This window comes from Alteromonas sp. RKMC-009 (assembly GCF_003584565.2).
Classification (GTDB): domain Bacteria; phylum Pseudomonadota; class Gammaproteobacteria; order Enterobacterales; family Alteromonadaceae; genus Alteromonas.
In genome coordinates, this window is record NZ_CP031010.1 from 955,168 (window position 1) to 980,115 (window position 24,948).

Consider the following 24,948-nt stretch of genomic DNA (forward strand, 5'->3'; position numbering starts at 1 on the left):
GACGATTTTTCGATGTATAGTGCGAAACTGATTTATCGCATCTTTTCACGCCATGCTACAGATCACAAGAGGAACGATACAATTCCATGTTTGAAAACACGCTCGTTGCTATCACTCTGACCATTCTCGCTTTGCCCGCTTTTGCTGAAGACATTCGTTATCAGGCAAAGCGTATTGCACCATGGACGATACACTATCCCAAAGCGCTGGAACCTTTACCTGATGGCCGGTTACTGGTCACTGAGCGTGAGGGCAATGTGGTGATCCTCGGAGGAGAATCGCGGCTGGTCAGGGTACCGCTGGCGTTGCCTGACCTGTACGTAGCCGGACAGGGGGGGCTGCTGGATATTGCGCTGGCGCAGGACTTCGACTTGTCCGGACGTATCATACTGACATTTTCTCAGGGAACAGAAACGGCGAATCATCTGGCAGTGGCCACAGCAACGCTTCAGAACGATACCATTACCGGTATCGACGTCGTGTTTTCAGTTTCGCCGGATAAAGACACGCCGGTTCATTTTGGTGGTCGTCTGGCAGTGCTGAATGACGGCACCTGGCTGGTGTCATCCGGTGACGGTTTTGATTACCGGGAGCATGCACAGCGGACTGACAGTCAATTGGGCAAAATTCTGCGAATCCGCGAGGATGGCGCCGCGCCGCTTGATAATCCATTTTATGATACTGCGCCCTATATTTATTCAACGGGCCACCGCAATCCTCAGGGACTGGCTATCGATGAAGATGCCGCCGTCATCTATGAACACGAACATGGTCCCGACGGGGGCGATGAGATAAATATACTCCGCCCGGGACTCAATTATGGCTGGCCGGTAGCGACATCGGGCAGAGACTATTCCGGTGCCCGTATTTCACCATTTACAGATTATGCCGGCATGGAGTCTCCGCTGGTTGAGTGGACTCCCTCTGTGGCGCCGTCTGCCATGGTTTTTTATAACAGTGATCTGTTTCCCGGCCTGAAAGGGCAGTTGCTGGTGACTACGCTGAAAGAGCAGTCCGTCATCGCTGTGGATATGTCAACCACGCCTGCCCGTAAAACAAAATTGTTTGCTACTATTAATCAGCGTTTACGGGACATTGAAATTGATCGTAAAGGCGCAATCTATGTACTAACCGATGGTGAAAACGCCACCGTTTTGCGAATTGCACCCCTCTGAATCTAATAATCATTATTTTTGTAGTTCCATATATTTATAAATTTTGTGAATGGTGGTGATAGGCGTAACAAGGGTGCAGTCCGGTGTTATTTTATACTGTGCGCCGATATAATTCCGGCGTCGATAACGTGTAGTCAGGCTCAGGACCGTTGAATCCTTCCAGCCTGAGTAACAAGGAGGAAGCAATCGTGTTAAGTGAATATCGTAAACATGTTGAAGAACGTGCTGCTGAAGGTATCCCCCCTAAACCCCTGAATCCGGAGCAGGTTGCCGGTCTGGTCGACTTACTGAAAAATCCGCCTGCTGGTGAAGAAGAGACGTTATTAGAACTCATTTCTGAGCGTGTTCCTCCGGGCGTGGATGAAGCGGCTTACGTTAAGGCCGGTTTTCTGAGTGCCATTGCGAAAGGCGAAGACAGTTGTCCCCTTATTGATAAAGAAAAAGCGGTTGAACTGCTGGGTAACATGCACGGCGGTTATAACATCGCTACACTGGTAGAGCTGCTTGATGATAAAGAACTGGCTCCGCTGGCGGCGAAAGAACTTAAACATACCCTGCTGATGTTTGATGCCTTCCATGATGTAGATGAAAAACGTAAAGCGGGCAACGAATTTGCTGCTGATGTGATGACATCATGGGCAGAAGGCGAGTGGTTTACTGGCAGGAAGCAAATGGAAGACAAAATCACTTACTCTGTCTTCAAAGTTACCGGCGAAACCAATACTGACGACCTGTCTCCGGCCCCGGATGCATGGTCACGCCCTGATATCCCTTTGCATGCCCTTGCGGCTTATAAAATGACCCGTGACGGTCTTGAACCGGAAGAGCACGGCGTGAAAGGCCCGATGAAGCAAATCGAAGAGGTAAAAGCCAAAGGTTATCCGGTCGCTTTCGTTGGTGACGTTGTGGGTACCGGCTCCTCACGTAAGTCAGCCACCAACTCTGTTTTGTGGTTCTTCGGTGAAGATCTGCCGGGTGTGCCTAACAAGCGCGGTGGTGGTGTCTGTATCGGTTCTAAAGTAGCACCAATCTTCTTTAATACCATGGAAGATGCCGGCGCACTGGTATTCGAAGCCGACGTAGAAAAAATGAACATGGGTGATGTTATCGACATCTATCCCTTCGAAGGTAAAATCACTAATCACGAAACCGGCGAATTGCTGGCGGAGTACAGCTACAAATCTAAGGTAATTCTGGATGAGGTTCGTGCCGGTGGCCGTATTAATCTCATCATCGGTCGCGGATTAACTGAGCGTGCCCGCGAAGCGCTGGGTATGGGCCCGTCTGATCTGTTCCGTAAGCCGGAGCAACCCGCCGACACCGGTAAAGGCTTCTCCCTTGCACAGAAAATGGTTGGCAAAGCTTGTGGCGTGGAAGGTATCCGTCCGGGTACTTACTGTGAGCCGAAAATGACCACTGTGGGCTCTCAGGATACTACAGGCCCGATGACCCGTGACGAACTGAAAGACCTGGCCTGTCTTGGCTTCACGGCGGATCTGACCATGCAGTCTTTCTGTCACACCGCGGCTTATCCTAAGCCGGTAGACATCGAAACTCAGCACACCCTGCCTGACTTCATCATGAACCGCGGTGGTGTCTCCCTGCGTCCCGGTGACGGAATCATCCACAGCTGGCTGAACCGTATGCTGCTGCCCGACACGGTCGGTACCGGTGGCGACTCGCACACCCGTTTCCCTCTGGGTATTTCTTTCCCCGCGGGTTCCGGTCTGGTTGCTTTTGCTGCGGCTACCGGTGTGATGCCGCTGGATATGCCTGAGTCAATCCTGGTTCGTTTCAAAGGCGAGCGTCAGCCCGGCATCACCCTGCGTGACCTGGTTCACGCGATTCCTCTGTACGGTATCAAGCAGGGCCTGCTGACGGTAGAGAAGAAAGGTAAGATTAACGCATTCTCCGGCCGCATCCTTGAGATTGAAGGTCTGGAAGACTTAACGGTAGAACAGGCTTTCGAACTGTCTGATGCCTCTGCAGAGCGTTCTGCAGCAGGCTGTACAATCAACCTGTCTGAAGGGTCCATCGCCGAATACCTCAAGTCCAACATCACCATGCTGCGCTGGATGATCAATGAAGGTTACGGCGATCCCCGTACGCTTGAGCGTCGTGCTCAGAAGATGGAAGAGTGGCTGGCGTCGCCATCTTTGATGCGCGCTGACGCAGATGCTGAATACGCAGAAGTGATTGAAATCGACCTGTCAGAAATCAAAGAGCCCATCGTGTGCTGCCCGAACGACCCGGACGATGCGAAAACACTGTCTGAGGTTGCCGGCGACAAGGTGGACGAAGTATTCATCGGTTCCTGCATGACCAACATCGGACACTTCCGTGCCGCAGGTAAACTGCTGGAGCAGTACAACAAAACCATTCCAACCCGCCTGTGGATTTCTCCGCCCACTAAGATGGATAAAGCCCAGTTGATGGAGGAAGGTTATTACAACATTTACGGCCGCGTGGGTGTTCGTACCGAAATGCCGGGCTGTTCACTGTGTATGGGTAACCAGGCGCGTGTTGATGCCGGTGCCACGGTACTGTCTACTTCGACCCGTAACTTCCCTAACCGTCTTGGTGATGGTGCCAACGTATACCTGACTTCTGCTGAACTGGCAGCTGTCGGCGCGATTGTTGGCCGGATCCCCACGGCTGCAGAATACATGGAATATGCCGGTAAAATCGACTCTATGGCAGCCGATGTATACCGCTATCTGAACTTCGATAAGATGGAAAGCTTTAAGAAAGCAGAAGAGGATGCAAAGGCTAAGATCATTCCGACATTGAATGTTGCCTGACTTGAGTTATAAACTATCGGGCCGGGTACCTCAGGGACCCGGCTTTTTTTGTCTTTGCAAGGAAGAAATAATGAAATCATTCATGGTGCTGAGAAATTGCCTGCTTATCTTGTGTGTTGCCCTTGCTGCATGCCAGAGTGCTGCGCAGGAGCCGGTTGAATTTGACACTGCCGCCATTGAAGTGGCGGGTAAATCGCTGCCGGTGGAGTTTGCAAACACACCAGAGCAACGGGCACGTGGCCTCATGTATCGCCAGTCTTTATGCGAAGATTGTGGCATGCTGTTCAGGTTTGTGCCGGTGAGGCAAGCCAGTATGTGGATGAAAAATACATTTGTACCGCTGGATGTGGCATTTATCGACGGGAATGGCGTGATTACAGATATAAAACCGCTGATGCCGCATGACTTAACGTCTGTGGGAGCATCGAAAGCGGTGATGTACGCGCTGGAAATGAATCAAGGGTGGTTTGCGGCAAATAATGTTCGTGTCGGCGACCACATTAGTATCAAAATTTAACACATCAACGTGTTGGGAAAACCGGAGAATACCGTGACGAATCCTCTTAATATCGCCAAATTTGGTGGTACGAGTGTTGCTACTTATCAGGCTATGCAAAACTGTGCCAGAATCGTGGCTGGCAATGAGGCGACACGCATTGTTGTCGTCAGTGCTCAGGCAGGCGTAACAAATCACCTTGTCAGCATTGCGCACACAGCGTTGACCAGCGAGCAGATCAAAGACACCTGCCAGGCTATCATCGACATCGAAATGGCTGTGCTGGCACAAATTAAAAACAAAGATTCGGTCAGTGACAAACTGGAAGACTTGTTTGAAGAACTTCGCGGTCTGGCGAATCATGAAGAAATTTTGCACCGCGACGATTTAAAAGATCAGCTGCTCTCTATGGGCGAACGTATGTCGTCGTTGTTGTTCAGTGCGGTTCTGGCAGAACAGTCGGTGACTACTCTGAACTTTGATGTGCGTAAAGTACTGCGTACTGACAGTGAATTCGGTGAAGCCGTTCCGCAACTGGAAGACATTGAGCAGTTAGCTGAACAATTGCTGCGCCCGGAAATTAAAGACGCAATCGTAGTGACTCAGGGATTTGTCGGTGCCAACGAAGAAGGCAAAACAACCACGCTGGGTCGTGGTGGCTCAGACTTCACTGCTGCCTTATTGGCTGAAGCACTGAAAGCTGATACCTGCGAAATCTGGACCGATGTAACGGGTGTTTACACCACGGATCCCCGTATTGTTTCTGCAGCCTATCCATTACCTGAACTGAGCTTTGAAGAAGCGGCAGAGATGGCCACATTCGGTGCCAAAGTTCTTCACCCGGCCACTATGGAACCGGCGCTGCGTAAAGATATCAAAGTGTTCGTGGGTTCCAGTAAAGAGCCTGAAAAAGGCGGCACATGGATCATGCGCGACTGCGAAGTTGAGCCTCCGTACCGTGCGATCACCCGCCGTAAAGAGCAGGTGATGGTAACGGTTAAAACGCCGAAGATGATGTATGCTCAGGGCTTCCTGCAACAGGTTTTTGCTATAATTGCCAAGCATAAACTCAGCGTAGATCTGGTAACGACTTCAGAAATTTCTGTGTCATTCACGCTGGATAACCCGGCTAACTCTGTGGCATCCCGTTTGAATAAAGAAACCATTGCAGAGCTGGAAACGATTTGTGATGTAACCGTTGAGAAAGGTTTCGATCTGGTTACCGTGGTCGGCAATCACATGCAAACAGCGAAAGGTGTATCCAGCCGTATTTTCGCGGCAGTACATGATTACAATTTGCGGATGATTTGCTTCGGCGCAAACCCCCACAATTTGTCATTCCTGGTGAATGAAGAGAACAGCACTGACATTGTGCAGAAACTGCATAAAGAGTTGTTTGAATAATAAGAGGAGGGCAGTTATCAGACTGCCCTTTTTAATGCATGCCTGATTCCCTTTCAATCCGTTCTTACAGCAAGCAAACAACGGGTCACAGTCACGACTTTCATCAGCTCGTGCTGCCCCTCAGTGGTGTTATCAATATTGCCGCAGGGGACATAAAGGGGAAGGTCGCACCCGGTGAATGCGTAGTTATCCGGCGTAACACCCTGCACATATTTACTGCCGAAGAACAGGCCAGGTTTGTTGTGGCAGACTTACACGAGTTACCCGATAACCTCTCAGATGCAGTTGCCAGCGTTTTTGCTGTCAGTAAGCCCATGACATCGCTTTTATCTTTTATCGCAACCCAGCTTGAACACAGAGTCAGTAGTGAGGTGGAAACACTGATGCTGCAAATTTTTCTGGCGGTGCTTGCAGAACAGGAGCAGGGCGTTGCATTAGACCCGCGGATCCGGAATGTGGTGGAGTTTATTGAAATCCGGCTCAGTGAGTCTCTCACCATAGAGGATATGGCTTCTGTGGCGTGCATGAGCGGGACTCAGTTCAAAAAGATTTTCAGGGCACAAACGGGGAAAACGCCGGCACGGTATATCACGGCATTAAGAATGGAGAAGGCGAGAGCACTGCTTATTCATACCGATATGCCGGTACAGCGGGTGGCTGAAGAAGCCGGTTATCAGGACCTTTCTGCCTTCAGCCGCCGTTTTTCTGCCTATTTCGGACTTCCCCCGTCTAAAATGCTGCAGTAATCAATGCCCCTAATTGCGTCTTTGCAACACCATGAAGCGTCCTTTCTGCAAAGTGCTTTTCAATTCGCCTGTTTATACTGTCTTTAAATTCATCATTTATTAAAATTTTCATGTCTGAACAGCAACACCTCTTCCGCTGCGTGCTGGCTATTATCATTGCCAGTTTTTTATGGGGAACCACAGGGACCGCCGCCAGCTTTGCGCCGGATGTCAGCCCCCTCGCCATTGGCGCTGTGGCAACGGGTGGTGGCGGTTTTCTGATGCTGTTGAAATCTTCCGGTCCGCTGCTCAGGCAACGGGGTTTATTGTTTTCTCAATATAAATACGTTTTCTGGGGAGGTCTTAGTGTGGCCGTCTATCCACTGGCCTTTTACTCTTCAATGCGTCTGGCCGGCGTCGCCATCGGTACAGTCATATCCATTGCCAGTGCTCCGTGCTTCGCAGTTTTAATGGAGCGGTTTATTAACGGCAGGCCTGTAACGGCAAAATGGATGCTGAGTTTTTTGCTCGGGTTTGCCGGGATCTTGTGCCTGGTCATGGCTAAACCACACGCTGATACTGCTGTAGCCGGTGATCAACGTGAATGGGGGATTCTGCTCGGCTTGTTGGCAGGCTTAACCTATGCCGCCTACTCATGGACAGGTAAAACTATGATAGTCAACGGCGTGCGTTCAGATGTCGCCATGGCAGTACAATTTGGAGTTGCTTCCTGTCTTCTGCTGCCCTCATTGTTCTTTACCGGAGATAATCTGCTTGCCTCTTCCGGTAATATTACGGTTGCCCTGTATATGGCTCTCATCCCTATGTTTGGCGGCTATCTGTTATTCGGATACGGATTACAAAAAATAGATGCGAGTATTGCCACGCTGATCACGCTGCTTGAGCCGGTGGTCGCCACGTTACTGGCTGTGTGGATGTTGTCTGAACGGTTTTCACTGACCGGATGGATGGGGATTGGACTTATTGCGGGTTGTATTGCTGTGCAGATGATAAAGGGCGGACGGAAAGCTAAGCGCCGCCGGCACGCAGAGGTGCTTCAGTCTGACCCTCAGTAATAAAGCAGTCCCGTCCCGATGACTTCGCCCTGTACAGGGCGTCATCTGCTTTCTTAAGCAACTTTTCCGGCAGCAGGGGTTCCCCCTCTCTCTGCCAGGCAATACCGGCAGACACAGTGACTATATGCTTACTGTCATCTCTGCTTTCGTGGGGAATGTTTGCCAGTCTGATCCCGTTCAGTAAGGTTTCTGCAACCTTGACAGCTCCCTGCGCAGAGGTTTGCTGAAGCACGATAAGAAATTCTTCTCCGCCATAACGGACAACGATATCTGTGCCGGTGCGGGTATTTTTACGCAGCAGAGCGGCAACCTGTTTTAACACTTTGTCACCGCCTGCGTGGCCATAGTGGTCGTTATAACGTTTGAAATAATCTACATCGGCCAGGATAACGGCAATATTACCGCCTCCTGCTCTGACCGGCAGAGGGAGATTTCTGAAATAACTGTCCAGGTGCCTCCGGTTCGCAAGCCCTGTCAGGGGATCGGTATTGCTGATCTTTTCCAGTTGTTTGTTGTGCTGGAGTACCTCGTTGCGCTGATGATTTATCAGGGCGAACATCTCATTGAGCTTACGACCCAGCCGGAAAGCTTCATTGCGGCCTCTGTATGGCGTCTGGCGGGAAAAGTCCCTGCTACGCATAGCAAAGCTTACGTTGTCGTGAATACTGGCTATCGGCGCGATAAGTTGCCGGTTTACCCACAAATAGAACACTGCAATTACAGTCAGCGTGATCAGAATCCCGGCAATTAGGCTGGCATCGAACAACGAATTATCATATTGCCTTGGTCTGGGTTGTATCGACAGAGCAAAAAGCGGGGTGTTCTGCAGACTGTTGATGACCAGATACAGTCTGCCTTTAAATGGCTGTGCATGCACCGGGCTGCCGGATGCAAAGTTCAGTGAAAATGCTTCAGGGTTATCAGGCAGAGCTTTTTGCGAGTGAAAGATAATGTCACCTGCCATACCCGGCGTAAGTGAATCGACAAACTGTTGATCGATAAAGCGCCACAGCACCAGTGTACCGGCTGGTTCGCCATTTTCATCAGAAGGTAACACGGGATGAAAAATTGCCACTGCAGGATTCCCCGCAATGCGGGTGAAAAGAGTGTGGGCAGATGGCTGTGCCGGTGCTTCATTACCGGCGCTGTTCAGATTCAATTTCGTCGAAGATGACAGGTTCTCCGGCACGAGTTCTGTGCCGTCGTCACGATAACTTCTGCCACTGATTAATTCACCGCTTCTGTCATAAAGGTACCAGCCATTGATATGAATTCGCCGGTAGGATTCGGGGATGAGATAATTTTCTTCAAACCAGTCACTGTCTCTGTGCATGGCGGCGTTATACATTGCATCCCATACGGCACTGTCGTAGACCAGATTGTGCAAAGACTCCAGTTCCTGTCGTACCTGAGAGGCGACCCTTTCAAGGTCCTGACGATCACCCTCCTGCGCCATTGTTTCAAATGCTGGCAGGATGTAGTAATAGCGGATAAATGCTTGAGCACTGAGAATAGTCAGGCACGCCAGAAGGATGCCCAGCATAAGCTGGGTGCGCAGCGTGTTGAATTTAATCATTCGTCGGGGCAGCATTGGTCGTTTTGCATCTTTACAGTATAAACGCTGTCAGCAGCTTTGCCTGAAAGCCAGGCAGAAAATAAAAAAAAGGCGCGTCCTTACGGACGCGCCTTTGCATTGAAAAATGTGAAAAATTACACTTTAAACTGTCGGATAGATTGCTGCAGTTCTTCAGCCAGACGGGCCACCTCTGAGCTGGACTCAGAAGTCTGCTGCGCACCGATAGTGGTTTCTTCAGCAATACCAACAATGGTTTCCAGTTTCTCACTGATTTCCTGAGAAACTGTGTTCTGTTCGCGGGCTGACTGCTCAATTTGAGTACTGACATCATAAGCCTTGCGAACCGCATCTGAAATCACGTCCAGCGCTTTCGTTGCATTGTCTGTTTGTTCAACACACACAGCCGTCTGCTCTTTACCCTGATTCATGACTGACACGGCTTTTTCTGCTCCGGCCTGCAGCATTTCGATCATAGCATTAATTTCCTGCGTCGATTGCTGCGTGCGTGAGGCAAGGGTACGCACCTCGTCAGCAACAACCGCGAAGCCACGACCCTGCTCTCCGGCACGGGCAGCCTCAATAGCTGCGTTTAGAGCAAGCAGGTTGGTCTGGTCGGCAACACCACGGATAACATCCAGAATGCCACCGATGCTTGCACTGTCCTGATGCAGTTTATTAATAACTTCAGCGGCTTGCTGAACGTCCTGGGCAAGTACTTCAATAGTGCGTTTGTTTTCCAGTGAAATAGTACGTACTTTTTCGGCTTCGCTGTCCGCGTGGCGGATTTCGTTCAGCGTGTCTTCCGCACTCTGACTGACCAGTTGAGAAGTGCTGTGCATCTCTGTAGTTGCTGTTGCCACCTGGGCGATTTGCGACTTCTGGTTCTGAATAGAATGGGTCGTTTGCGTTGTTACCGTTGATGTTTGCTCAGAAGCTGCAGCCAGTTGCTCTGCACGGGTATTGATACCGGTGATTAATGACTTCAGGTTGGCAATCAGCTTGTTACAATTCTTCGCTAACTGACCAAATTCGTCCTCAGCAGTGTCATCCAGACGGTGGGTTAAATCACCGGAAGATGCGACGGTCAGCAGTTCGTTCACGCGGTTTAACGGACGGGTAATGGCAATCACGGTCCAGTATCCGATAACAATGGCTGCTGCAAGCGATGCAAGAGCGACAATGATAACGATGGTATTACCTGAGGTAACTTTCGAAGATACCTGCTCATCAATATCATCTGCTTTCTGATCGGCCTGCTTAAGTAAGGCTTCCAGGGCTGCGATACCTTCCTGACCATTTTTGTCAGAACGGGCCAGTGCCTGTTCGGCTGCATTGCGGAATTCCAGACGCGCTTTTTGTAACTGCAGCACACCGTCTGAACCCGTGATAGCATCAATGGCGTCGTCCACCAGGCCTGAGATTTCATCCAGCGTTCCTGAAGTATCACTGCCGGCCGCCGTCGCCTGCATGTTGTTCATGAGTTCGCGGACTTTACCCACGGTGAGCTCTACTTCATTGCCCAGTACCTGTGCCCGCACCAACGTCTGGGTTTTGGCATATTCGTTAGCAACGGTAATAAGACCAAGCAAAGTGCTTTCCAGCTCACCACCGATATCTGAAGCTTGCTGAAGGGCACGGTTTGCAGCGACTGCATCAGATTCAGAGAAATCCAGCAGGTAGGTAGAGGCGTCGTCGGCATTATCTTCCACATCACCAACCTTGTCGAAAATGGCATTACGCATTTCCATAGACTGACGGTGATTGCTGTACATGGCTTCGACGTTAGTCACGTATTCATTATAAGATTCACGGACACCGGTAAGACTGCTCTGCATGGCACTGTCATCAGACAATACGGAATTCAGCGCTTTTAATTCAGCATCAAAGTCGGCTTTGCTGCCGGTAAACCGTGCATATTTGTTTTCCAGACCGGTGACCTGCTCTTCGATATAAGCTTCGAAGGTGACCCGGCTCATATTCAGAAAACTCGCTTTTAATGAGTTGCTGCTTGAAAGGGTAGGTACCGCGACCCGGTTAACCTCATCAACCGCTGATCCCACAGCGTTGAGGTTAATGAGTGACGACACACTGATAATAATTAACAACAGACTTATAGTGATAAATCCGCCGATAATACGCATTGCTACCGTGATTTTCATCCGAACTCCTGAAACACAGTTTTATTTATTGTTGTAGTCTATCAGTTGTGTTCTTTATGACTGATATGAAGGACGTGACATGACCTGCCATCTTTTAGTTACTCTCCGCAAGTTTTTATCGACAAAATATTCCTATACTTTAGTCGGAATTGTTGCGGTTTAAAGTGATTGTAAACAGATTTTGCACGTAAGAGCCATAACTATCGTATAAACCAACGTATCTTGCCACTTTCTGAGGTATTCAGGCTGATACACTTATCAGTTCATTAGTTTCCAGTCGCAGCGCTGTCAGGGTATTGCCCCATACGTAGCCGGTATCAAGCCCGGTGATTTGTTCTGAACCGGTTTCTCCCTCAAGTGCCGCCCAGTGTCCGAAAATGATGCGTTGTTCAGCGCAAAGTGCAGGGTTGGGGATAGAAAACCAGGGGGTGAGGTTGGCCGGAGCATCATCCGGGTGATGCTTACAGGCAAAATCGAGATATTTCTGATCCTGTATAAACCGCATGCGGGTACAGGCGTTGATAATAAAACGCTGTCTCTGTACACCTTTCAGTGTGTCTTTCCATTCGAAAGGACCATTGCCGTACATATTTTCCAGCAAGGTTTTCCAACCGCTTCCTTTGAGAACCGTACTGATTTCATCACTGTAAGCGAGTAATTGGGCGGGAGACCAGCCGGGATAAAGTCCTGCGTGAACCATCGTGGTGTTTTCCCTGACAGCCATGGCCAGGGGGAACTGACGAAACCAGTCAACATAGTCGCCCAGTTTTTTGCTTTTTAACAGCGGGTCAATACGATCGCTTTTTTTGGCCTTTTTAATGCCCTGAGATACGGCCAGGAAGTGCAGGTCGTGATTACCCAGCACCGTGCAGAAGCGGTCGCCCAGATCCATCAGATATTTTACCGTGGCATGGGAGTCTTCTCCCCGCGCGAGCACATCACCCACCGCAAGAAGTGTATCTCTTTGCTCATCAAAACCGGCTTTTTCTAAAAGGGCCATCAGGCCACCGAAGCAGCCCTGAATATCCCCGATAACGAGAGTTTGTGATTCACTCATGGCAGCATCCTGTCTTATTGATTACGGGCATGTGCCGGTATACCAGCTAATTGAGCGCGTTCGGCACACTTAAGCTGAATATATGAATGGGCACACGAAAACGCTGACCGCTTTCATTTTCCATTTCGTAATGGCCCTGCATACTGCCCACAGGCGTATCCAGTAATGCGCCACTGGTATACTGATATTCACTTGCCGGGTCGATATGGGGCTTTTTGCCAACAACCCCTTCACCCTGAACTTCAGTATTCTTACCGTTACCGTCGGTGATAAGCCAGTAGCGGCTCAGCAACTGAACGCGGGCATCACTGTGGTTACGGATAGTAATGTGGTAAGCAAAGGCGTATTTGTCAGGCCCGCTGGCCGGGTGATCCGGCAGGTGCCGTGTGGAAACGGAGACGATAATGCCTGGCGATGCCTGCATATCAGCATTCCCCGTCCCGTTTTGCTACCAGGTTGGCGACGGCAGCAAAATCTGTCAGTGATAATGTTTCAGCCCTGGCTGTCGGTGACAGACCCAGCGCTACTAATTCTTCTTCGCTCACCCAGTCGCCCAGACTGTTACGGATAGTCTTCCTGCGTTGATTAAACGCTGCAGAACAGACTTTTTCCAGTAACGTGACTGATGTGACTTCTACAGGAGGCTGGCTGTGTGGGATCAACCGCACCACCGCAGAGTCTACCTTCGGGGGCGGCTTGAATGCACCGGGAGGCACATGCAGAACCGGTACTACTGCGCAGTAGTATTGTGCCATTACCGACAGGCGGCCATAGTTTTTAGAACCCGGGCCGGCGGCAAGGCGGTTTACCACTTCCTTTTGCAACATGAAGTGCATGTCCTGCACTTTTCCGGCAAAGCTGAACAGGTGGAACATCAGCGGCGTGGAAATGTTGTAAGGCAGGTTACCGAATACTCTGAGTTTGCCTTCAGGGTCGGGCATGTCGGGCAGCAGCGTAGAGAAATCGAGTTTCAGCGCGTCTTTTTCTACGATTGTCAGCTTACTGCCATGAAACGGATGATGACGCAGCCGTTCGGCAAGATCCCGGTCCAGTTCAACGACGGTAAGTTTTGAAACTTCTTCACAAACCGGATCGGTCAGTGCACCCAGACCCGGTCCGATTTCAACCAGATTTTCGCCATCAACAGGGTTAATGGCACTGACAATATTGCCAATGACATAATCGTCATGCAGGAAATTCTGGCCAAATCGCTTTCTGGCGGTATGACCTAAATGTGTTTTGCTCATTGTTGTTTGTTCGCTAACTCAATAGCTTTTTGCATAGCTTTTCTGAAGCTGCCTGCATCTGCTTCACCGGTGCCGGCTAAGTCACAGGCAGTGCCGTGGTCTACCGACGTCCGGATGAAGGGCAGGCCCAGCGTAATATTGACCGATGCGCCAAATCCTTTGTATTTAAGCACCGGTAAACCTTGATCGTGATACATTGCCAGTACGACATCGGCATTGTCCAGATATTTAGGTTGGAAAATCGTATCGGCAGGTAACGGACCGGTAAGATCCAGACCTTCTTCCCGCAGTTCATCAAGGGCAGGGATGATGGTGATTAATTCTTCAGTACCCAGATGACCACCTTCGCCGGCATGAGGATTCAGGCCGCAAACGTAAATTCTTGGCTTCTGAATGCCGAATTTAAGTTTCAAATCGGTGTTGATGATATGAATCACTTTATTCAGGCGATCTTTGGTGATGGCCTTTGATACATACTCCAGAGGAATGTGGGTGGTGGCGAGCGCTACATTAAGGCCGTCAGTAGACAATAACATCACCACATCCATCGTATTCGACTGATGAGCGAAGTATTCTGTGTGACCACTGAAGGAAACACCGGCTTTGTTGATGATACTTTTGTTTACCGGTCCGGTAACCACCGCATCAAAGCCTTCTTCCATATTCGCCTGACAGGCCTGCCGCAGGGTTTCAACTACGTAATGACCGTTGTCGCTGTTCAGCTCACCGGGAATCACAGCTGTCGCTGTATCGATTTGTTGTAAATACAGTGTGCCCGCCGGCTGGATGGCATTGTTGCCGGCATCATACGGCTGCAACTGAAGGGGCAGCCCGAGCAGTTGCGCACGGGCTTTAAGCATGTCGCCATCACAGAACACTACCAGCTGGGCGTCCCACTGCTCCTGTGCCAGAGCAATGATGAGGTCAGGGCCGATACCTGCGGGTTCGCCGGGAGTGACTGCTATTCTGATTGGCTTCATTTAACTAACCTGTTTTATTCCAGTACTTCGATGTAAGCAGCATCACGCATTTCACGCAACCAGGCTTCTGACTCTTCTTTAAATTTACGGTTGTACAGCAACTGAGAAGCTTTATCTTCTTTGCGTTTTTCTGTTGCATCGTCGAAGCGGCGGTCAAGAAGCTGCATTAAGTGCCAGCCAAACTGCGAGCGTACAGGCTGGCTGTATTCTCCCGGCTCAAGGCCTGCCAACGCTTCACGGAATGCCGGTACATAGATGCTTGGATCTGACCAGCCTAATTCGCCGCCTTTCAATGCAGAACCCGGGTCTTCAGAGTATTCTTTTGCCAGCTCGCCGAAGTCGGCTTCACCGTCGATAACTTGCTGACGGAATTTCACCAGCATCTCACGGGCTTTTTCGTCGCTTAAAATGATAGACGGTTTTATCAGAATGTGACGGGCATTCACCTCTTCAATGGTCACTTTTTCAATACCGCGGGTATCGATGACTTTCAGAATATGGAAACCGGCACCACTGCGGATAGGGCCAACCAATGCTCCTTTCTCTTTACCCTGAACCGCTTCGGCAAACAGGGTCGGCATGGAGTTAATGTTCAGCCAGCCCATATCACCACCTTCCAGAGCGTTAGAACCTGAAGATGAAGTAATCGCGATTTTGGCGAAGTCAGCACCACCTTCGAGGATTTCGATAACTTTGTCTGCACGGTCACGGGCGCTGGCAACGTCTTCGTCAGTGGGGCTGGAAGGCAGGCCAATCAGAATGTGGCCAAGGTTATATTCAGCCTGCTCGGCACCCTGCTGATCCATTAATTTCACCAGACCACTGATTTCCTGAGGTGTGATGTATACCCGGCGGCGAACGTTAGCACGGGTCACTTCGCCTACGATCAGCTCTTCACGCACATCTTCACGGTAATCGTCGTAAGCAATGCCCTGCTGACGAAGTTCGTTGCGTAAATCTTCTACCGACGCGCCCTGTTGTTGAGCGATATTGGCGATGGTTTGCTCCAGTTGGGGATCACTGACCTGTACACCCATACGTTCAGCCATTTGCATTTGCAGACTTTTGGTGATCAGGCGTTCAATTGCCTGAGTACGTAAAACACGGTCTGAAGGTAAAGCTTGTCCCTGTGCTTCTGCGTTACGCTTAACATCTGCAATCAGGTCTTCTATTTCACTTTCCAGAATAACGCCCTGGTCAACGATAACCGCTACGCGGTCAAGTGAAACAGGTTGCGCCATGCTCATAAATGAAAACAGGGCACTGATACAGATAGCGCGGATAATGAACTTCATAATCACTCTTTTTATCGGTTTATGCTTTGCTGCCGGCTGCGTTTACCAGCCGGGCGCATTAATTTAAACTATATGGCTGCCGGTAGCCAAATAATCCGTTCGACAACATATTATTGCCGGTGCTTCCTGAACCCATTCCTTTGAAAATGAATTGCATGGAAATACCGGAATCGAATTCATCGACAGATTGCGCACCGTCGGCGGCATAACGGTTACTTAACTGACGCTGGGCAACAATCTGAATGGCCCAGCAACAGGATTCATACTGCACACCGAAGTAGTTTTCTACACTCCGGTTCAGGTCTAAATCACGGTATGTCCGGCCGACAAGTTGCCAGCGGTCGGATAAAGGCCAGGCGGCAGACAGTCCTACTTGGTCAATGGTTTCGCCGGAGAGTTCCCTCACATAGCGGTGCGTCAGCTGAATCAGCTTACTGCTGCTTTCCCTGTATTCAAACGTGGTGCTTGCGCGCTCTACTTTATCGGTTTCTGTGGCGATTTGAAAATCAGTATGGAAGAACCATTCATCATTTACCCGCCAGTCCAGCTCTGCGGCCAGCGCTGAACGGTCACCTTCTTTTGTCGCGGCAATGACTTTGTTTTCATCGAGGTAGAATATCTGACCCACACTGAGTACGAATTGTTCCCGGTTAGTCTTATCCAGCAGGCGACTGGTTAACGCCACGGTAACCTGATTATTGTCGCTGATACGGTCAAGACCGGTAAATTCCTGACCACGGAAAAGACCTTCCACGTCAGTCAGCCACAGAGTGGTGTCGTAGAATCCGATCCCCTTCTGATCTTCGTAACTGGTATACAGATACTGTATTCGCGGCTCAAGGGTCATCGACATGTCTTTACTGAACCAGCTTTCGTCATTCTCGAAATACAATGCGCCGTAAAGTTTTCCCTGTCCCAGCGTCCGGTTCACTTTCTCTTCCAGTCCGGTTCCTTCGATATTTTTCTGGCGATAATAAGTATTCAGCATGCTGGCTTCGGCGGAAAATTCTCCCCACTGTCGCTGAAAAGGTATCGCCAGTGTGGGCGCAGCGTGGAATCGCATCGCGGTGGGCGCATCCGGTGAGGTATTGTCAAACCAGGCAAGCTCTGAATCCAGGCGGAACTCAAGATAACGGGCCAGCGGATGAACATAATTCAATTTGGCTTCAGGCAGTGCACGGTAGGTGTCTGTGTAATCGCCAATAATTTCGAAGTCTCTCACGTTCACCGAGAAAAGCACTTCATCAGAACTGTAACTGACAGACCCTGTCCGGAACAGGTGAGTATCGGCACGGTTATAAAAATCACTGCCTAAATCAACAATGTAGTTGTCGTCGCTCAGTCCGTTAACATTCACTGAGGCGGTCCAGTTATCTGCGAAGTTCCCTTCGTGGAATACGCGGTAGAAATAGCGGTCCGGATTCTCTGCCATGTCATTGTCCTGTGGCAGATATTCCATATTCAACTGGCTGTAACTGGCTGCTGACATATGACGGAATTCCGTCTTCAGCTGCACGCCACGGGCACTCATAACCCTGGGAGACAGCGTCATGTCATAGTTCGGTGCCATATTCCAGTAGAAGGGCTGTTCGTAATCAACACCGGTATTACTGGAGTTAGACACCTTGGGAAACAGAAAGCCGGTCTGACGCTGATTTGTGATCGGGAAGGCAAAATAAGGCAGATAAAATACCGGCACATTGCCCAGATAAAAGCGGGTGTGCTTGGCTTCACCCCAGGCTTTGCCCCGGCGGATACTGATTTCAGACGCGCGGATCAGCCACTCTTCTTCACCTTCCGGACAGGTTGTGAAACTCACATCACGCAGAACAAGGCCATCCTGAGTATTTAACGCAATGGTACTGGCATCGCCGTGGCCGTTTGAACCGTTAAGATGATAAACCGTGTTTGACATAGTCAGGCTTTCATCTTTGGAATCAACATCCACGCTGTCAGAGGCCACATGCAACTGCTTATCTGCGTATTCAACATCGCCCTTGGCATACAATTGCTGGCCGTTGTTATTGATCTGCGCCTGATCGGCACGGATAGTGGCAGAGTCTGAAGTAATATCGACGTTGCCGGAAAACAGAGCAACTTCCCGTTCAATGATTTCAGCACGGTTAGCCTCAACTTTCACTTCACCGGCCGGCATCAGCTTTTTACTGGAAAAACTGACCGGTGGCACAGGGCAAAACCCGGGCGAATCGTCATTTTTTTCGGCCGGAGACCGTGATTCTTGCGCCAGCGCGGCGGTGCTGCTCAGTGCGACAAGCAGAAAGGAGGCACAGGTTTTTTTCATGCGTCTGTGGGAGGCCTGTTTCGTGATCACAATGATATGTGACGGTGTCCTGAATCGTGGGTTCACTAATGCTTTCGCCAGCGAACCATAAAGTAAGCAATTCTAAGCACTTCTGGTGTCTGAGCCAACCGTCAAAGCTAAAAAATTGAAAAGTTTTACAGTGTTTTTGTCAATTCAGTGTTTTTTGACTTTGATCTTTACGGTTTGACGCCATATCTCATCGTTAATGTCATAAATTCCGTTTACTGTGCCGTCAGGGCAGAGTATCAAGTCAGGCAGCATTGCTATACAGTATTCATTAGCTGCTTTACGTCAATCAGGAGAAAGGTTGTATGTCTTTTTGGGGGAAAATCCTCGGCTTTGTATTTGGTTTTATGTTCCTGAAAATACCGGGAGCGATCTTAGGTTTAATCGTGGGGCACTTCTTCGATAAGGCTTACAGTCAGGATTTTAATCAGCTCGGCGGATTTGGTCGTTTCTTTACTGACCAGTCCGGAATGAAGCAGCAGGCAGTATTTTTCCATGCGCTCTTTTCTTCACTGGGCCACCTGGCGAAATCCGATGGTCAGGTTACCGAGCGGGAGATAAAAATTGCTACGGTACTGATGGATGATATGCAGCTGACCGGCGATGCCCGCCGTGAAGCCCAGCAGGCATTCCGTGAAGGTAAATCATCCGCTTTTCCGCTGGCAGATACACTTAAAGGCCTGGTTGAATCCTGCCATGGCCGCCGGGACATACTGCAAATGTTCCTGGAAATCCTGATTCAGGCTGCGTTTGCCGACGGCACGCTGTCCACACCAGAATACAAAGTGCTGGAAAAAGTCGCCATGGCGCTGAATTTCAAGCGTAAAGATCTGGATTTTCTGATTTCTGCTTATGAAGCGGAAATTCGATTCCGTCAGCGCGGCGGGCAGGGTGGTCAGCACGGTCATCAGCAACGTGCACAGTCATATTCTGACACCCAGTCGCTGGATGATGCTTACAGTATTCTCGGTGTAACCGCGTCGGATGATGAGAAAACCATAAAACGTGCTTATCGCAAGCGCATGTCTGAGCATCATCCGGACAAACTGGTATCAAAAGGCTTACCGCAACAGGCGCTGGATATTGCCAAAGCCAAAGCGCAGGATATTCAGGCTGCCTATGAACTTATCAAAGAAAAGCGCGGGTTCTGATCCGGCATGGCAAAAGAGTTACTGAGCGACAAAAACCGGGCGTTAATTGACGAGTTCACCGATATGCTCTGGTTAGAGAAAGGGTTGAGTGAACATACCCAGCAGAGCTACCGCACTGACTTATCAAAACTGGCTCTGTTCTGTCAGGCGAAAGAGAAGATAGACGATATCAGCCTGCTGTACACTGAATCAGTGCAGGCCTGGTTACAGTACCGTCATGAGGCCGGCTTGTCTGCCCGCAGTACCCAGCGGGCCATGTCTGCCATGCGTGCGTTTTATATTTACCTTATCGGAAAGCAGGTACGTACCGATAACCCGGTGACTCAGCTTGCTAATCCGAAGTTGCCGAAAAAATTGCCTTCGTCATTAAGTGAAGCTCAGGTGGATGATTTGCTCAATGCGCCAAACCCTGAAGATCCGGTAGAGTGCCGTGACAAATGTATGTTGGAAGTGCTTTACGCTACAGGGTTGCGGGTCAGTGAACTTATTGGCTTACGGCTGGATCAGGTGAGTATTCAGCAAGGTGTTGTCAGGGTGACCGGTAAAGGCAATAAAGACCGTCTTGTGCCGCTGGGAGAGGACGCTGTCGACTGGATAGAAACCTACTGTAAAACCGCCAGACCTGAACTGGTAAAACACCAGACAGATGTACTTTTTCTCAGCCTGCGGGGCGTGCAGATGACCAGGCAGACGTTCTGGCACCGCATTAAGCACTACGCCTCTGTTGCCGGTATCACACAACATTTATCGCCGCACACGTTGCGCCACGCATTTGCCACACATCTGTTAAACCACGGGGCTGATCTGCGGGTAGTGCAAATGTTACTTGGTCACAGTGATCTCTCTACCACACAAATTTACACCCATGTTGCCACCGAGCGGCTGCAAAACCTCATTCATACCCATCACCCGAGGGGATGAAGGTTTGCTTGTGCAGGTATCATGGAACGGAGTCTGATTATATCTGCGTCACTGACACCATTTTCAGTCATGTATGCCGGCCATTCCGATACAAGTTCAATTACTTCCTCAATAATACGGCGCGCTTTAAATGTTTTCAGGCCAAAGCGGCGGGACTGGCTCAGTGCGTTATCGATATTGCTACGTCTGCCCTGGTCACCGATACCCATACCGTGTAATAAGCTGTTATTGACGGGCAGAACATCATAGGCTGGAGACAAGCGCCACTGGCGGGTTTCAAATTCGTAGAGAATCGCGTGATTACGCGTATGGTCATCAGTATTGCCTGTCAATATATTGAAAACCATCCGGTAATACAGTTCGTGCGCATCGTAAGGGTTTGCGCTGTGCTTCCTGAGAAACTCAGCCAGTTGTCCATAGGTGTATTGATTTCTCAGTGAGGAATCACTCACTTTCCCCGTGTGAAACAGAGAGTTTGCGCTGAGAAAATGGCATACGGGTACGCCATTTTTCACATCAAACCGCTCAACGAGCAGGACATCACCGGAGCCGGTATTGACGACACTGGTGGAGGCAACCCGCACCGGCAACTCCGCCAACATTTTCATGCTGGCATTTTCCACTCTTACAATGTTTATGCGGTCATCGGGCCGGTTAAATTTCGCCAGATAGAGCTTTCTGTCATCAGAAACCACGGTTTTTGGTCGCGCGCCGCCCATACTTACGCCATATTCGAACGCTTTTTTGGCTTCAGTACTGATTTCTTCGTCGGCGAGTATGGCGTCTTTTGTTCTCAACAACATAGGCAGTTTGCCAAGATGGTTTTTATTTACCTTATGTTTGGAGCCTGTCTTTGACAGACTGAAAACCAGTGAGCCTACTCCCATGCCAGATCCGGCCAGAAGAAATTCCAGTTTATTTTTCGGTACTGTACTGTGAATAGAAAGGATGACTTTCTCACCCCAGGAGTCTGCGCCTGCATCTGCCAGTGCGCCAAACAGACCATGATTAACGGAACTGCTGAATTCACTCTCTGAGAGCGGTAAGTTAACAGGATCTAAGGGAAAGGCATCATCGCGAGAGAGCCAGGATTTGCCATAGCGAAAACGCCCGCTTGCAGAACTGGTATCCAGTTCAACAATTCCGCATATAACGGGTTTACTTTCAAGTCCGTCAACAAACACATACGCTTTAGAAGTCATTGTCCAGCTCCGTGTACTTCCTTGATTTTCTTACTAAAGCGGCATTGTTTTCATTCAATTTTTCGTCAATCACCACCTGAAAGTCATCGATTAATTCCAGTTGCTCCAGCACCATGAGCAAGCTTGATACACTGACATTTCTGCCATTCTCAATATTTGAGATTGTGTTTCTGCCTACGCCGCACCTTACAGCCAGTTCCTGTTGGTCCATGGATTCAGACCTCCTGCTTTGTACAAGTTTGCCAATGCTGTGCAGGAATAAATTGGATTTTTGCATGGTTTAATAAGCATAAGGTGGATTTTGTTTGCATTATAGTGCATCCATTACCTGATTCAATGTTTAAAAAGGCAAACGTAAACTGTCTAATGATTATAATTTAATGCATTAGCGGGCACCTGACACGACCTTAACCGGATGTAGCTTCCTTCACACCGCTCCCTTTCTGCGGTGAAAGAATGATCACGGACTTTCAGATAACTTTTGCCGGGGTGAGATTGTGATAGTATTGCATAAGAATCTGTTTACGTATTTACACATGCGGGCGACTGGCCTGCGTTCCGGGAGTTTTTGTGAAGAATATTCGTTATGCCGTGATGGTTGCGTTAGGTATTGTGCTTTCAACAGGGTGCTCGGCAGAATCTGATGCATCATCTGAATCCACCGGAAAGGCGGCAAGTCAGCCTGCGGCGACTGTAAACAGCAGTGCAGAGCAGGCGGTCAACGATAAAGTAAAAAGCATAGTGGGTGTTGAACCTGAAGCTATTGCTAATTCTCCTGTTGACGGTTTGCTGGAAGTGACTGCGGCGAATCAGGTGTTTTATGTAACAGAAAATGCAGATTATATGATGTTCGGTCACATGTACGATGTGAACGCGGGCATGAAAGATCTTACCGAAGTGGCGCTGGGTCAGGTTCGTCTTGATGCCATTGCACCGTTCGCTGATCAGGGCATCGAATTTAAAGCTGAAAACGAAAAGCATGTGATGACGGTCTTTACCGACTACACCTGCGGCTATTGTAAGAAGTTACACCGAGAAGTAGATGAGTTAAATGAGGCCGGTATTACTGTACGTTATCTTGCGTGGCCCCGTGCCGGACTGGGTACAGAAAACTATGAAAATATGGTTTCTATCTGGTGTGCAAAGAATCCTCAGGAAGCATTGACCCGCGCGAAATCAATTGCTAACCCGACCTTTGCAAAAGAAGATTGCGATAATACTGTCGCCGAACAATTTGTTGCCGGCCGTAAACTGGGGATCCGTGGTACTCCTGCCATCATTTTCGACAACGGAACCATGTTGCCGGGTTATAAGCCTGCAGACGTCCTGATCCAAGAAATCGCACAAACTGAATAATATGTCGTTACCCATTGTGAGACGGGAGCTTTGTTCTGACTCCCGTTTGAGTACACATCTGCACCCTGTACTTGACAGGGTGTACCGCGGCCGCGCTATCCGGAACATTGACGAGCTGGATAACGCCGTAAAGCAACTCTCCCATTTCAACCTGCTTAAAGGTATCAACGCTGCGTCGGCTTGCCTGGTTGATGCTATCAAAACGCAAAAGCGGGTCACCATTATCGGTGACTTCGATGCCGACGGTGCAACTTCCACCGCTGTTTGTATACTGGCGCTGCGCCAGTTAGGCTTGCGGCAGGTAAACTATCTTGTGCCTAACCGGTTTGATTTCGGCTACGGCCTCAGTGAGCAGATTGTCGATGTCGCGTATGAGCAGGGCACCGATATCTTACTTACCGTTGATAACGGTATTGCCTGCCTTGCCGGTGTGAAGAGGGCGAAAGAGTTGGGGCTCACCGTTATCGTGACAGACCACCATTTGCCCGGAAACACGCTGCCTGATGCCGATGCGATTGTGAATCCCAACCAGCCGGGCTGTGAATTTCCTTCAAAGAACCTGGCCGGCGTTGGCGTAGCCTTTTATCTGATGCTGTCTTTACGGGCAGCGTTACAGCAACAAGGCTGGTTTGAAGGCAAGCAGGCGCCTAACCTGGCAACGCTTCTGGATATCGTTGCCGTAGGCACCGTTGCCGATGTTGTTGCGCTGGATAAGAATAACCGTGTTCTGGTGTATCAGGGCCTGCAACGCATTCGCAGCGGACATTGCCGGCCGGGCATTCAGGCTCTTTTCGAAATTGCTAACCGCAATAAGCCGCTGGCTTACCTCACCAGTACCGATCTGGGATTTGTTATCGGGCCCAGGCTAAACGCAGCCGGACGGCTGGACGACATGGCGCTGGGAATAGAGTGTTTACTCTGCGATGACCCGTTGCAGGCACGCCATATGGCAGCAGAGCTTGACCGTCTGAATTTACAACGGCGGGCCATAGAAACCGAAATGAAAGAAGAGGCGGAAGCGGCACTGGCTTCTGTTTCTGTGGGCGAGGACCTGCCTCCTGCACTGGTGATGTACCAGCCCCATTTCCATCAGGGCGTCATTGGCATTGTGGCAGGGCGCTTAAAAGAAAAGCATCACCGGCCGGTTATTGTATTTGCCAACCAGGATGACAACACCATTAAAGGCTCTGCGCGCTCCATTCCCGGTTTGCATATCCGTGATATTCTGGATGAAGTGAATACCGGCTGGCCGGGTGTGATCGACAAGTTTGGCGGCCATGCTATGGCGGCGGGTTTAAGCCTGGCAACAGATGCGCTGGCTCAGTTTGAAAAGGCGTTTCATCATGTAACCCTGCGTCATCTGGCGAATATTGATTGCGAAAGAAAAATACTGTCTGATGGTGAGCTGGCTGCTGACGAAATAGATTTAAGCCTGGCCCATGCCCTGCGTCAGGCCGGCCCGTTCGGTCAGGGCTTTGATGCCCCTAAATTTGACGGTGTGCTGGATATTGTTGATCAGCGCATGGTAGGGGAAAACAAAAATCATCTTAAGCTGGTATTCCGTAAGGCCAATGGTGAAGAAGTAGACGGCATTGCGTTTGGTGTTGACACCACAGTTTGGCCAAATGCCGGTATCCTGCGCGCACAGGTGGTGTATCAGCTCGATATAAACACCTTCCGGGGACGGGAATCAGTTCAACTGCTTATTGAAGAGATCGTGCCCGGTGAATGACGGTAAGACACTCACAGAGAAGCATCAGGCGCTGACCCACAGTGAAAACTGTAAAGTCGTCTCTCACGTTCAGCGTGAAGAAGGCGAGTGGGTGCGTCATACGTTGATGCTCGAAGGCGTGGACGTGCCCTTCATTTTCCGGCGTAAACAACAGTATCAGTCACTCAAAGGGGCCAGGGTCAACCTGACCTATTACCGTCAGCAGGAGGAAGTGGCGGGTATCCCTTTTGAAACAATGAAAGTGGTCCGGATCAAGCGGAGTTAAC

The 24,948-nt window shown here is 49.9% G+C and carries 21 protein-coding genes; 11 read left to right on the forward strand and 10 right to left on the reverse strand.

What is annotated here, in order from left to right; all coding sequences use genetic code 11:
- Nucleotides 1–86 precede the first annotated feature (86 nt).
- The 6 genes from DS731_RS04150 (at nucleotide 87) to DS731_RS04175 (ending at nucleotide 7,677) form a co-directional block, all read left to right on the forward strand.
- On the forward strand, nucleotides 87–1,175 hold the full coding sequence (locus DS731_RS04150) for a PQQ-dependent sugar dehydrogenase (RefSeq protein WP_119500139.1): 1,089 nt from the start codon (nucleotides 87–89) through the stop codon (nucleotides 1,173–1,175).
- 188 nt (nucleotides 1,176–1,363) lie between these two features.
- Complete coding sequence (gene acnB / locus DS731_RS04155; protein WP_119503294.1) at nucleotides 1,364–3,976, forward strand: bifunctional aconitate hydratase 2/2-methylisocitrate dehydratase; 2,613 nt, start codon at nucleotides 1,364–1,366, stop codon at nucleotides 3,974–3,976.
- Nucleotides 3,977–4,043: 67 nt separating this feature from the next.
- Nucleotides 4,044–4,493 (forward strand): DUF192 domain-containing protein, encoded by a 450-nt coding sequence (locus DS731_RS04160; RefSeq protein WP_442858450.1) that lies wholly within the window; start codon nucleotides 4,044–4,046, stop codon nucleotides 4,491–4,493.
- A 33-nt stretch (nucleotides 4,494–4,526) separates the two neighbouring features.
- Nucleotides 4,527–5,876 carry a lysine-sensitive aspartokinase 3 gene (lysC, locus tag DS731_RS04165; protein ID WP_119500141.1) on the forward strand — a complete coding sequence of 450 codons (1,350 nt, stop codon included), beginning with the start codon at nucleotides 4,527–4,529 and terminating at the stop codon, nucleotides 5,874–5,876.
- Between the two features lie 38 nt (nucleotides 5,877–5,914).
- The gene (locus tag DS731_RS04170; protein ID WP_119500142.1) at nucleotides 5,915–6,622 is read left to right on the forward strand and encodes an AraC family transcriptional regulator; all 708 of its coding nucleotides are present in this window, start codon (nucleotides 5,915–5,917) and stop codon (nucleotides 6,620–6,622) included.
- Between the two features lie 110 nt (nucleotides 6,623–6,732).
- The gene (locus tag DS731_RS04175; RefSeq protein ID WP_119500143.1) at nucleotides 6,733–7,677 is read left to right on the forward strand and encodes a DMT family transporter; all 945 of its coding nucleotides are present in this window, start codon (nucleotides 6,733–6,735) and stop codon (nucleotides 7,675–7,677) included.
- On the opposite strand, the gene DS731_RS04180 is transcribed toward DS731_RS04175, so the two are convergent.
- The 8 genes from DS731_RS04180 to DS731_RS04215 all read right to left on the reverse strand — a co-directional run bounded on the left by DS731_RS04180 (nucleotide 7,631) and on the right by DS731_RS04215 (nucleotide 18,293).
- Complete coding sequence (locus tag DS731_RS04180; protein ID WP_161599093.1) at nucleotides 7,631–9,253, reverse strand: sensor domain-containing diguanylate cyclase; 1,623 nt, start codon at nucleotides 9,251–9,253, stop codon at nucleotides 7,631–7,633. The two genes, DS731_RS04175 and DS731_RS04180, sit on opposite strands and share 47 nt — an antisense overlap.
- A gap of 134 nt (nucleotides 9,254–9,387) precedes the next feature.
- The gene (locus tag DS731_RS04185) at nucleotides 9,388–11,412 is read right to left on the reverse strand and encodes a methyl-accepting chemotaxis protein (RefSeq protein ID WP_119500145.1); all 2,025 of its coding nucleotides are present in this window, start codon (nucleotides 11,410–11,412) and stop codon (nucleotides 9,388–9,390) included.
- Nucleotides 11,413–11,653: 241 nt separating this feature from the next.
- Complete coding sequence (locus tag DS731_RS04190) at nucleotides 11,654–12,469, reverse strand: symmetrical bis(5'-nucleosyl)-tetraphosphatase (RefSeq protein ID WP_119500146.1); 816 nt, start codon at nucleotides 12,467–12,469, stop codon at nucleotides 11,654–11,656.
- A 46-nt stretch (nucleotides 12,470–12,515) separates the two neighbouring features.
- Nucleotides 12,516–12,893 carry a Co2+/Mg2+ efflux protein ApaG gene (gene apaG / locus DS731_RS04195; protein ID WP_119500147.1) on the reverse strand — a complete coding sequence of 126 codons (378 nt, stop codon included), beginning with the start codon at nucleotides 12,891–12,893 and terminating at the stop codon, nucleotides 12,516–12,518.
- A gap of 1 nt (nucleotide 12,894) precedes the next feature.
- The gene (rsmA, locus tag DS731_RS04200; RefSeq protein ID WP_119500148.1) at nucleotides 12,895–13,716 is read right to left on the reverse strand and encodes a 16S rRNA (adenine(1518)-N(6)/adenine(1519)-N(6))-dimethyltransferase RsmA; all 822 of its coding nucleotides are present in this window, start codon (nucleotides 13,714–13,716) and stop codon (nucleotides 12,895–12,897) included.
- Entirely contained in the window at nucleotides 13,713–14,696 is a 984-nt protein-coding gene (gene pdxA / locus DS731_RS04205) for a 4-hydroxythreonine-4-phosphate dehydrogenase PdxA (protein ID WP_119500149.1), read from the reverse strand. The genes rsmA and pdxA overlap by 4 nt, the downstream gene beginning before the upstream one ends.
- Before the next feature lie 14 nt (nucleotides 14,697–14,710).
- Nucleotides 14,711–15,991, reverse strand: a complete 1,281-nt coding sequence (gene surA / locus DS731_RS04210) for a peptidylprolyl isomerase SurA (RefSeq protein ID WP_119500150.1) — start codon at nucleotides 15,989–15,991, stop codon at nucleotides 14,711–14,713.
- A 58-nt stretch (nucleotides 15,992–16,049) separates the two neighbouring features.
- Nucleotides 16,050–18,293 carry an LPS-assembly protein LptD gene (locus tag DS731_RS04215; RefSeq protein WP_119500151.1) on the reverse strand — a complete coding sequence of 748 codons (2,244 nt, stop codon included), beginning with the start codon at nucleotides 18,291–18,293 and terminating at the stop codon, nucleotides 16,050–16,052.
- A gap of 332 nt (nucleotides 18,294–18,625) precedes the next feature.
- Between DS731_RS04215 and djlA the strand changes: the two genes are divergently transcribed.
- Both djlA and xerD read left to right on the forward strand, forming a co-directional pair.
- Complete coding sequence (djlA, locus tag DS731_RS04220; protein ID WP_119500152.1) at nucleotides 18,626–19,471, forward strand: co-chaperone DjlA; 846 nt, start codon at nucleotides 18,626–18,628, stop codon at nucleotides 19,469–19,471.
- 6 nt (nucleotides 19,472–19,477) lie between these two features.
- Complete coding sequence (xerD, locus tag DS731_RS04225; protein ID WP_119500153.1) at nucleotides 19,478–20,392, forward strand: site-specific tyrosine recombinase XerD; 915 nt, start codon at nucleotides 19,478–19,480, stop codon at nucleotides 20,390–20,392.
- Here the strand turns inward: xerD and DS731_RS04230 are convergent.
- Nucleotides 20,377–21,594 (reverse strand): type II toxin-antitoxin system HipA family toxin, encoded by a 1,218-nt coding sequence (locus tag DS731_RS04230; protein WP_119500154.1) that lies wholly within the window; start codon nucleotides 21,592–21,594, stop codon nucleotides 20,377–20,379. The two genes, xerD and DS731_RS04230, sit on opposite strands and share 16 nt — an antisense overlap.
- Nucleotides 21,584–21,805: a helix-turn-helix domain-containing protein gene (locus DS731_RS04235; protein ID WP_232373476.1), complete on the reverse strand. Its 222-nt coding sequence runs from the start codon at nucleotides 21,803–21,805 to the stop codon at nucleotides 21,584–21,586. Before DS731_RS04235 ends, DS731_RS04230 begins: the two co-directional genes overlap by 11 nt.
- Nucleotides 21,806–22,164: 359 nt before the next feature.
- On the opposite strand from DS731_RS04235, the gene DS731_RS04240 reads away from it, so the two are divergent.
- From DS731_RS04240 to DS731_RS04250, 3 genes are read left to right on the forward strand one after another with little or no spacing between them, the layout of a single operon-like run.
- A complete protein-coding gene (locus DS731_RS04240; protein ID WP_119500156.1) occupies nucleotides 22,165–22,950 on the forward strand; it encodes a DsbC family protein in 786 nt (261 codons plus the stop codon).
- A 1-nt stretch (nucleotide 22,951) separates the two neighbouring features.
- A complete protein-coding gene (recJ, locus tag DS731_RS04245; RefSeq protein ID WP_119500157.1) occupies nucleotides 22,952–24,682 on the forward strand; it encodes a single-stranded-DNA-specific exonuclease RecJ in 1,731 nt (576 codons plus the stop codon).
- Nucleotides 24,675–24,947 carry a hypothetical protein gene (locus DS731_RS04250; protein WP_119500158.1) on the forward strand — a complete coding sequence of 91 codons (273 nt, stop codon included), beginning with the start codon at nucleotides 24,675–24,677 and terminating at the stop codon, nucleotides 24,945–24,947. The genes recJ and DS731_RS04250 overlap by 8 nt, the downstream gene beginning before the upstream one ends.
- The last annotated feature ends 1 nt before the right edge of the window (nucleotide 24,948 follow it).

Bases quoted from the DNA above. Each gene is read 5' to 3' on its own strand.
- DS731_RS04175 (WP_119500143.1), top strand. From the start codon at position 6,733: ATGTCTGAACAGCAACACCTCTTCCGCTGCGTGCTGGCTATTATCATT.
- xerD (WP_119500153.1), top strand. From the start codon at position 19,478: ATGGCAAAAGAGTTACTGAGCGACAAAAACCGGGCGTTAATTGACGAG.
- rsmA (WP_119500148.1), bottom strand. From the start codon at position 13,716: ATGAGCAAAACACATTTAGGTCATACCGCCAGAAAGCGATTTGGCCAG.
- DS731_RS04215 (WP_119500151.1), bottom strand. From the start codon at position 18,293: ATGAAAAAAACCTGTGCCTCCTTTCTGCTTGTCGCACTGAGCAGCACC.
- DS731_RS04170 (WP_119500142.1), top strand. From the start codon at position 5,915: ATGCCTGATTCCCTTTCAATCCGTTCTTACAGCAAGCAAACAACGGGT.
- djlA (WP_119500152.1), top strand. From the start codon at position 18,626: ATGTCTTTTTGGGGGAAAATCCTCGGCTTTGTATTTGGTTTTATGTTC.
- DS731_RS04235 (WP_232373476.1), bottom strand. From the start codon at position 21,805: ATGGACCAACAGGAACTGGCTGTAAGGTGCGGCGTAGGCAGAAACACA.
- apaG (WP_119500147.1), bottom strand. From the start codon at position 12,893: ATGCAGGCATCGCCAGGCATTATCGTCTCCGTTTCCACACGGCACCTG.
- DS731_RS04180 (WP_161599093.1), bottom strand. From the start codon at position 9,253: ATGATTAAATTCAACACGCTGCGCACCCAGCTTATGCTGGGCATCCTT.
- DS731_RS04190 (WP_119500146.1), bottom strand. From the start codon at position 12,469: ATGAGTGAATCACAAACTCTCGTTATCGGGGATATTCAGGGCTGCTTC.
- DS731_RS04150 (WP_119500139.1), top strand. From the start codon at position 87: ATGTTTGAAAACACGCTCGTTGCTATCACTCTGACCATTCTCGCTTTG.
- DS731_RS04185 (WP_119500145.1), bottom strand. From the start codon at position 11,412: ATGAAAATCACGGTAGCAATGCGTATTATCGGCGGATTTATCACTATA.
- recJ (WP_119500157.1), top strand. From the start codon at position 22,952: ATGTCGTTACCCATTGTGAGACGGGAGCTTTGTTCTGACTCCCGTTTG.
- surA (WP_119500150.1), bottom strand. From the start codon at position 15,991: ATGAAGTTCATTATCCGCGCTATCTGTATCAGTGCCCTGTTTTCATTT.
- DS731_RS04230 (WP_119500154.1), bottom strand. From the start codon at position 21,594: ATGACTTCTAAAGCGTATGTGTTTGTTGACGGACTTGAAAGTAAACCC.
- pdxA (WP_119500149.1), bottom strand. From the start codon at position 14,696: ATGAAGCCAATCAGAATAGCAGTCACTCCCGGCGAACCCGCAGGTATC.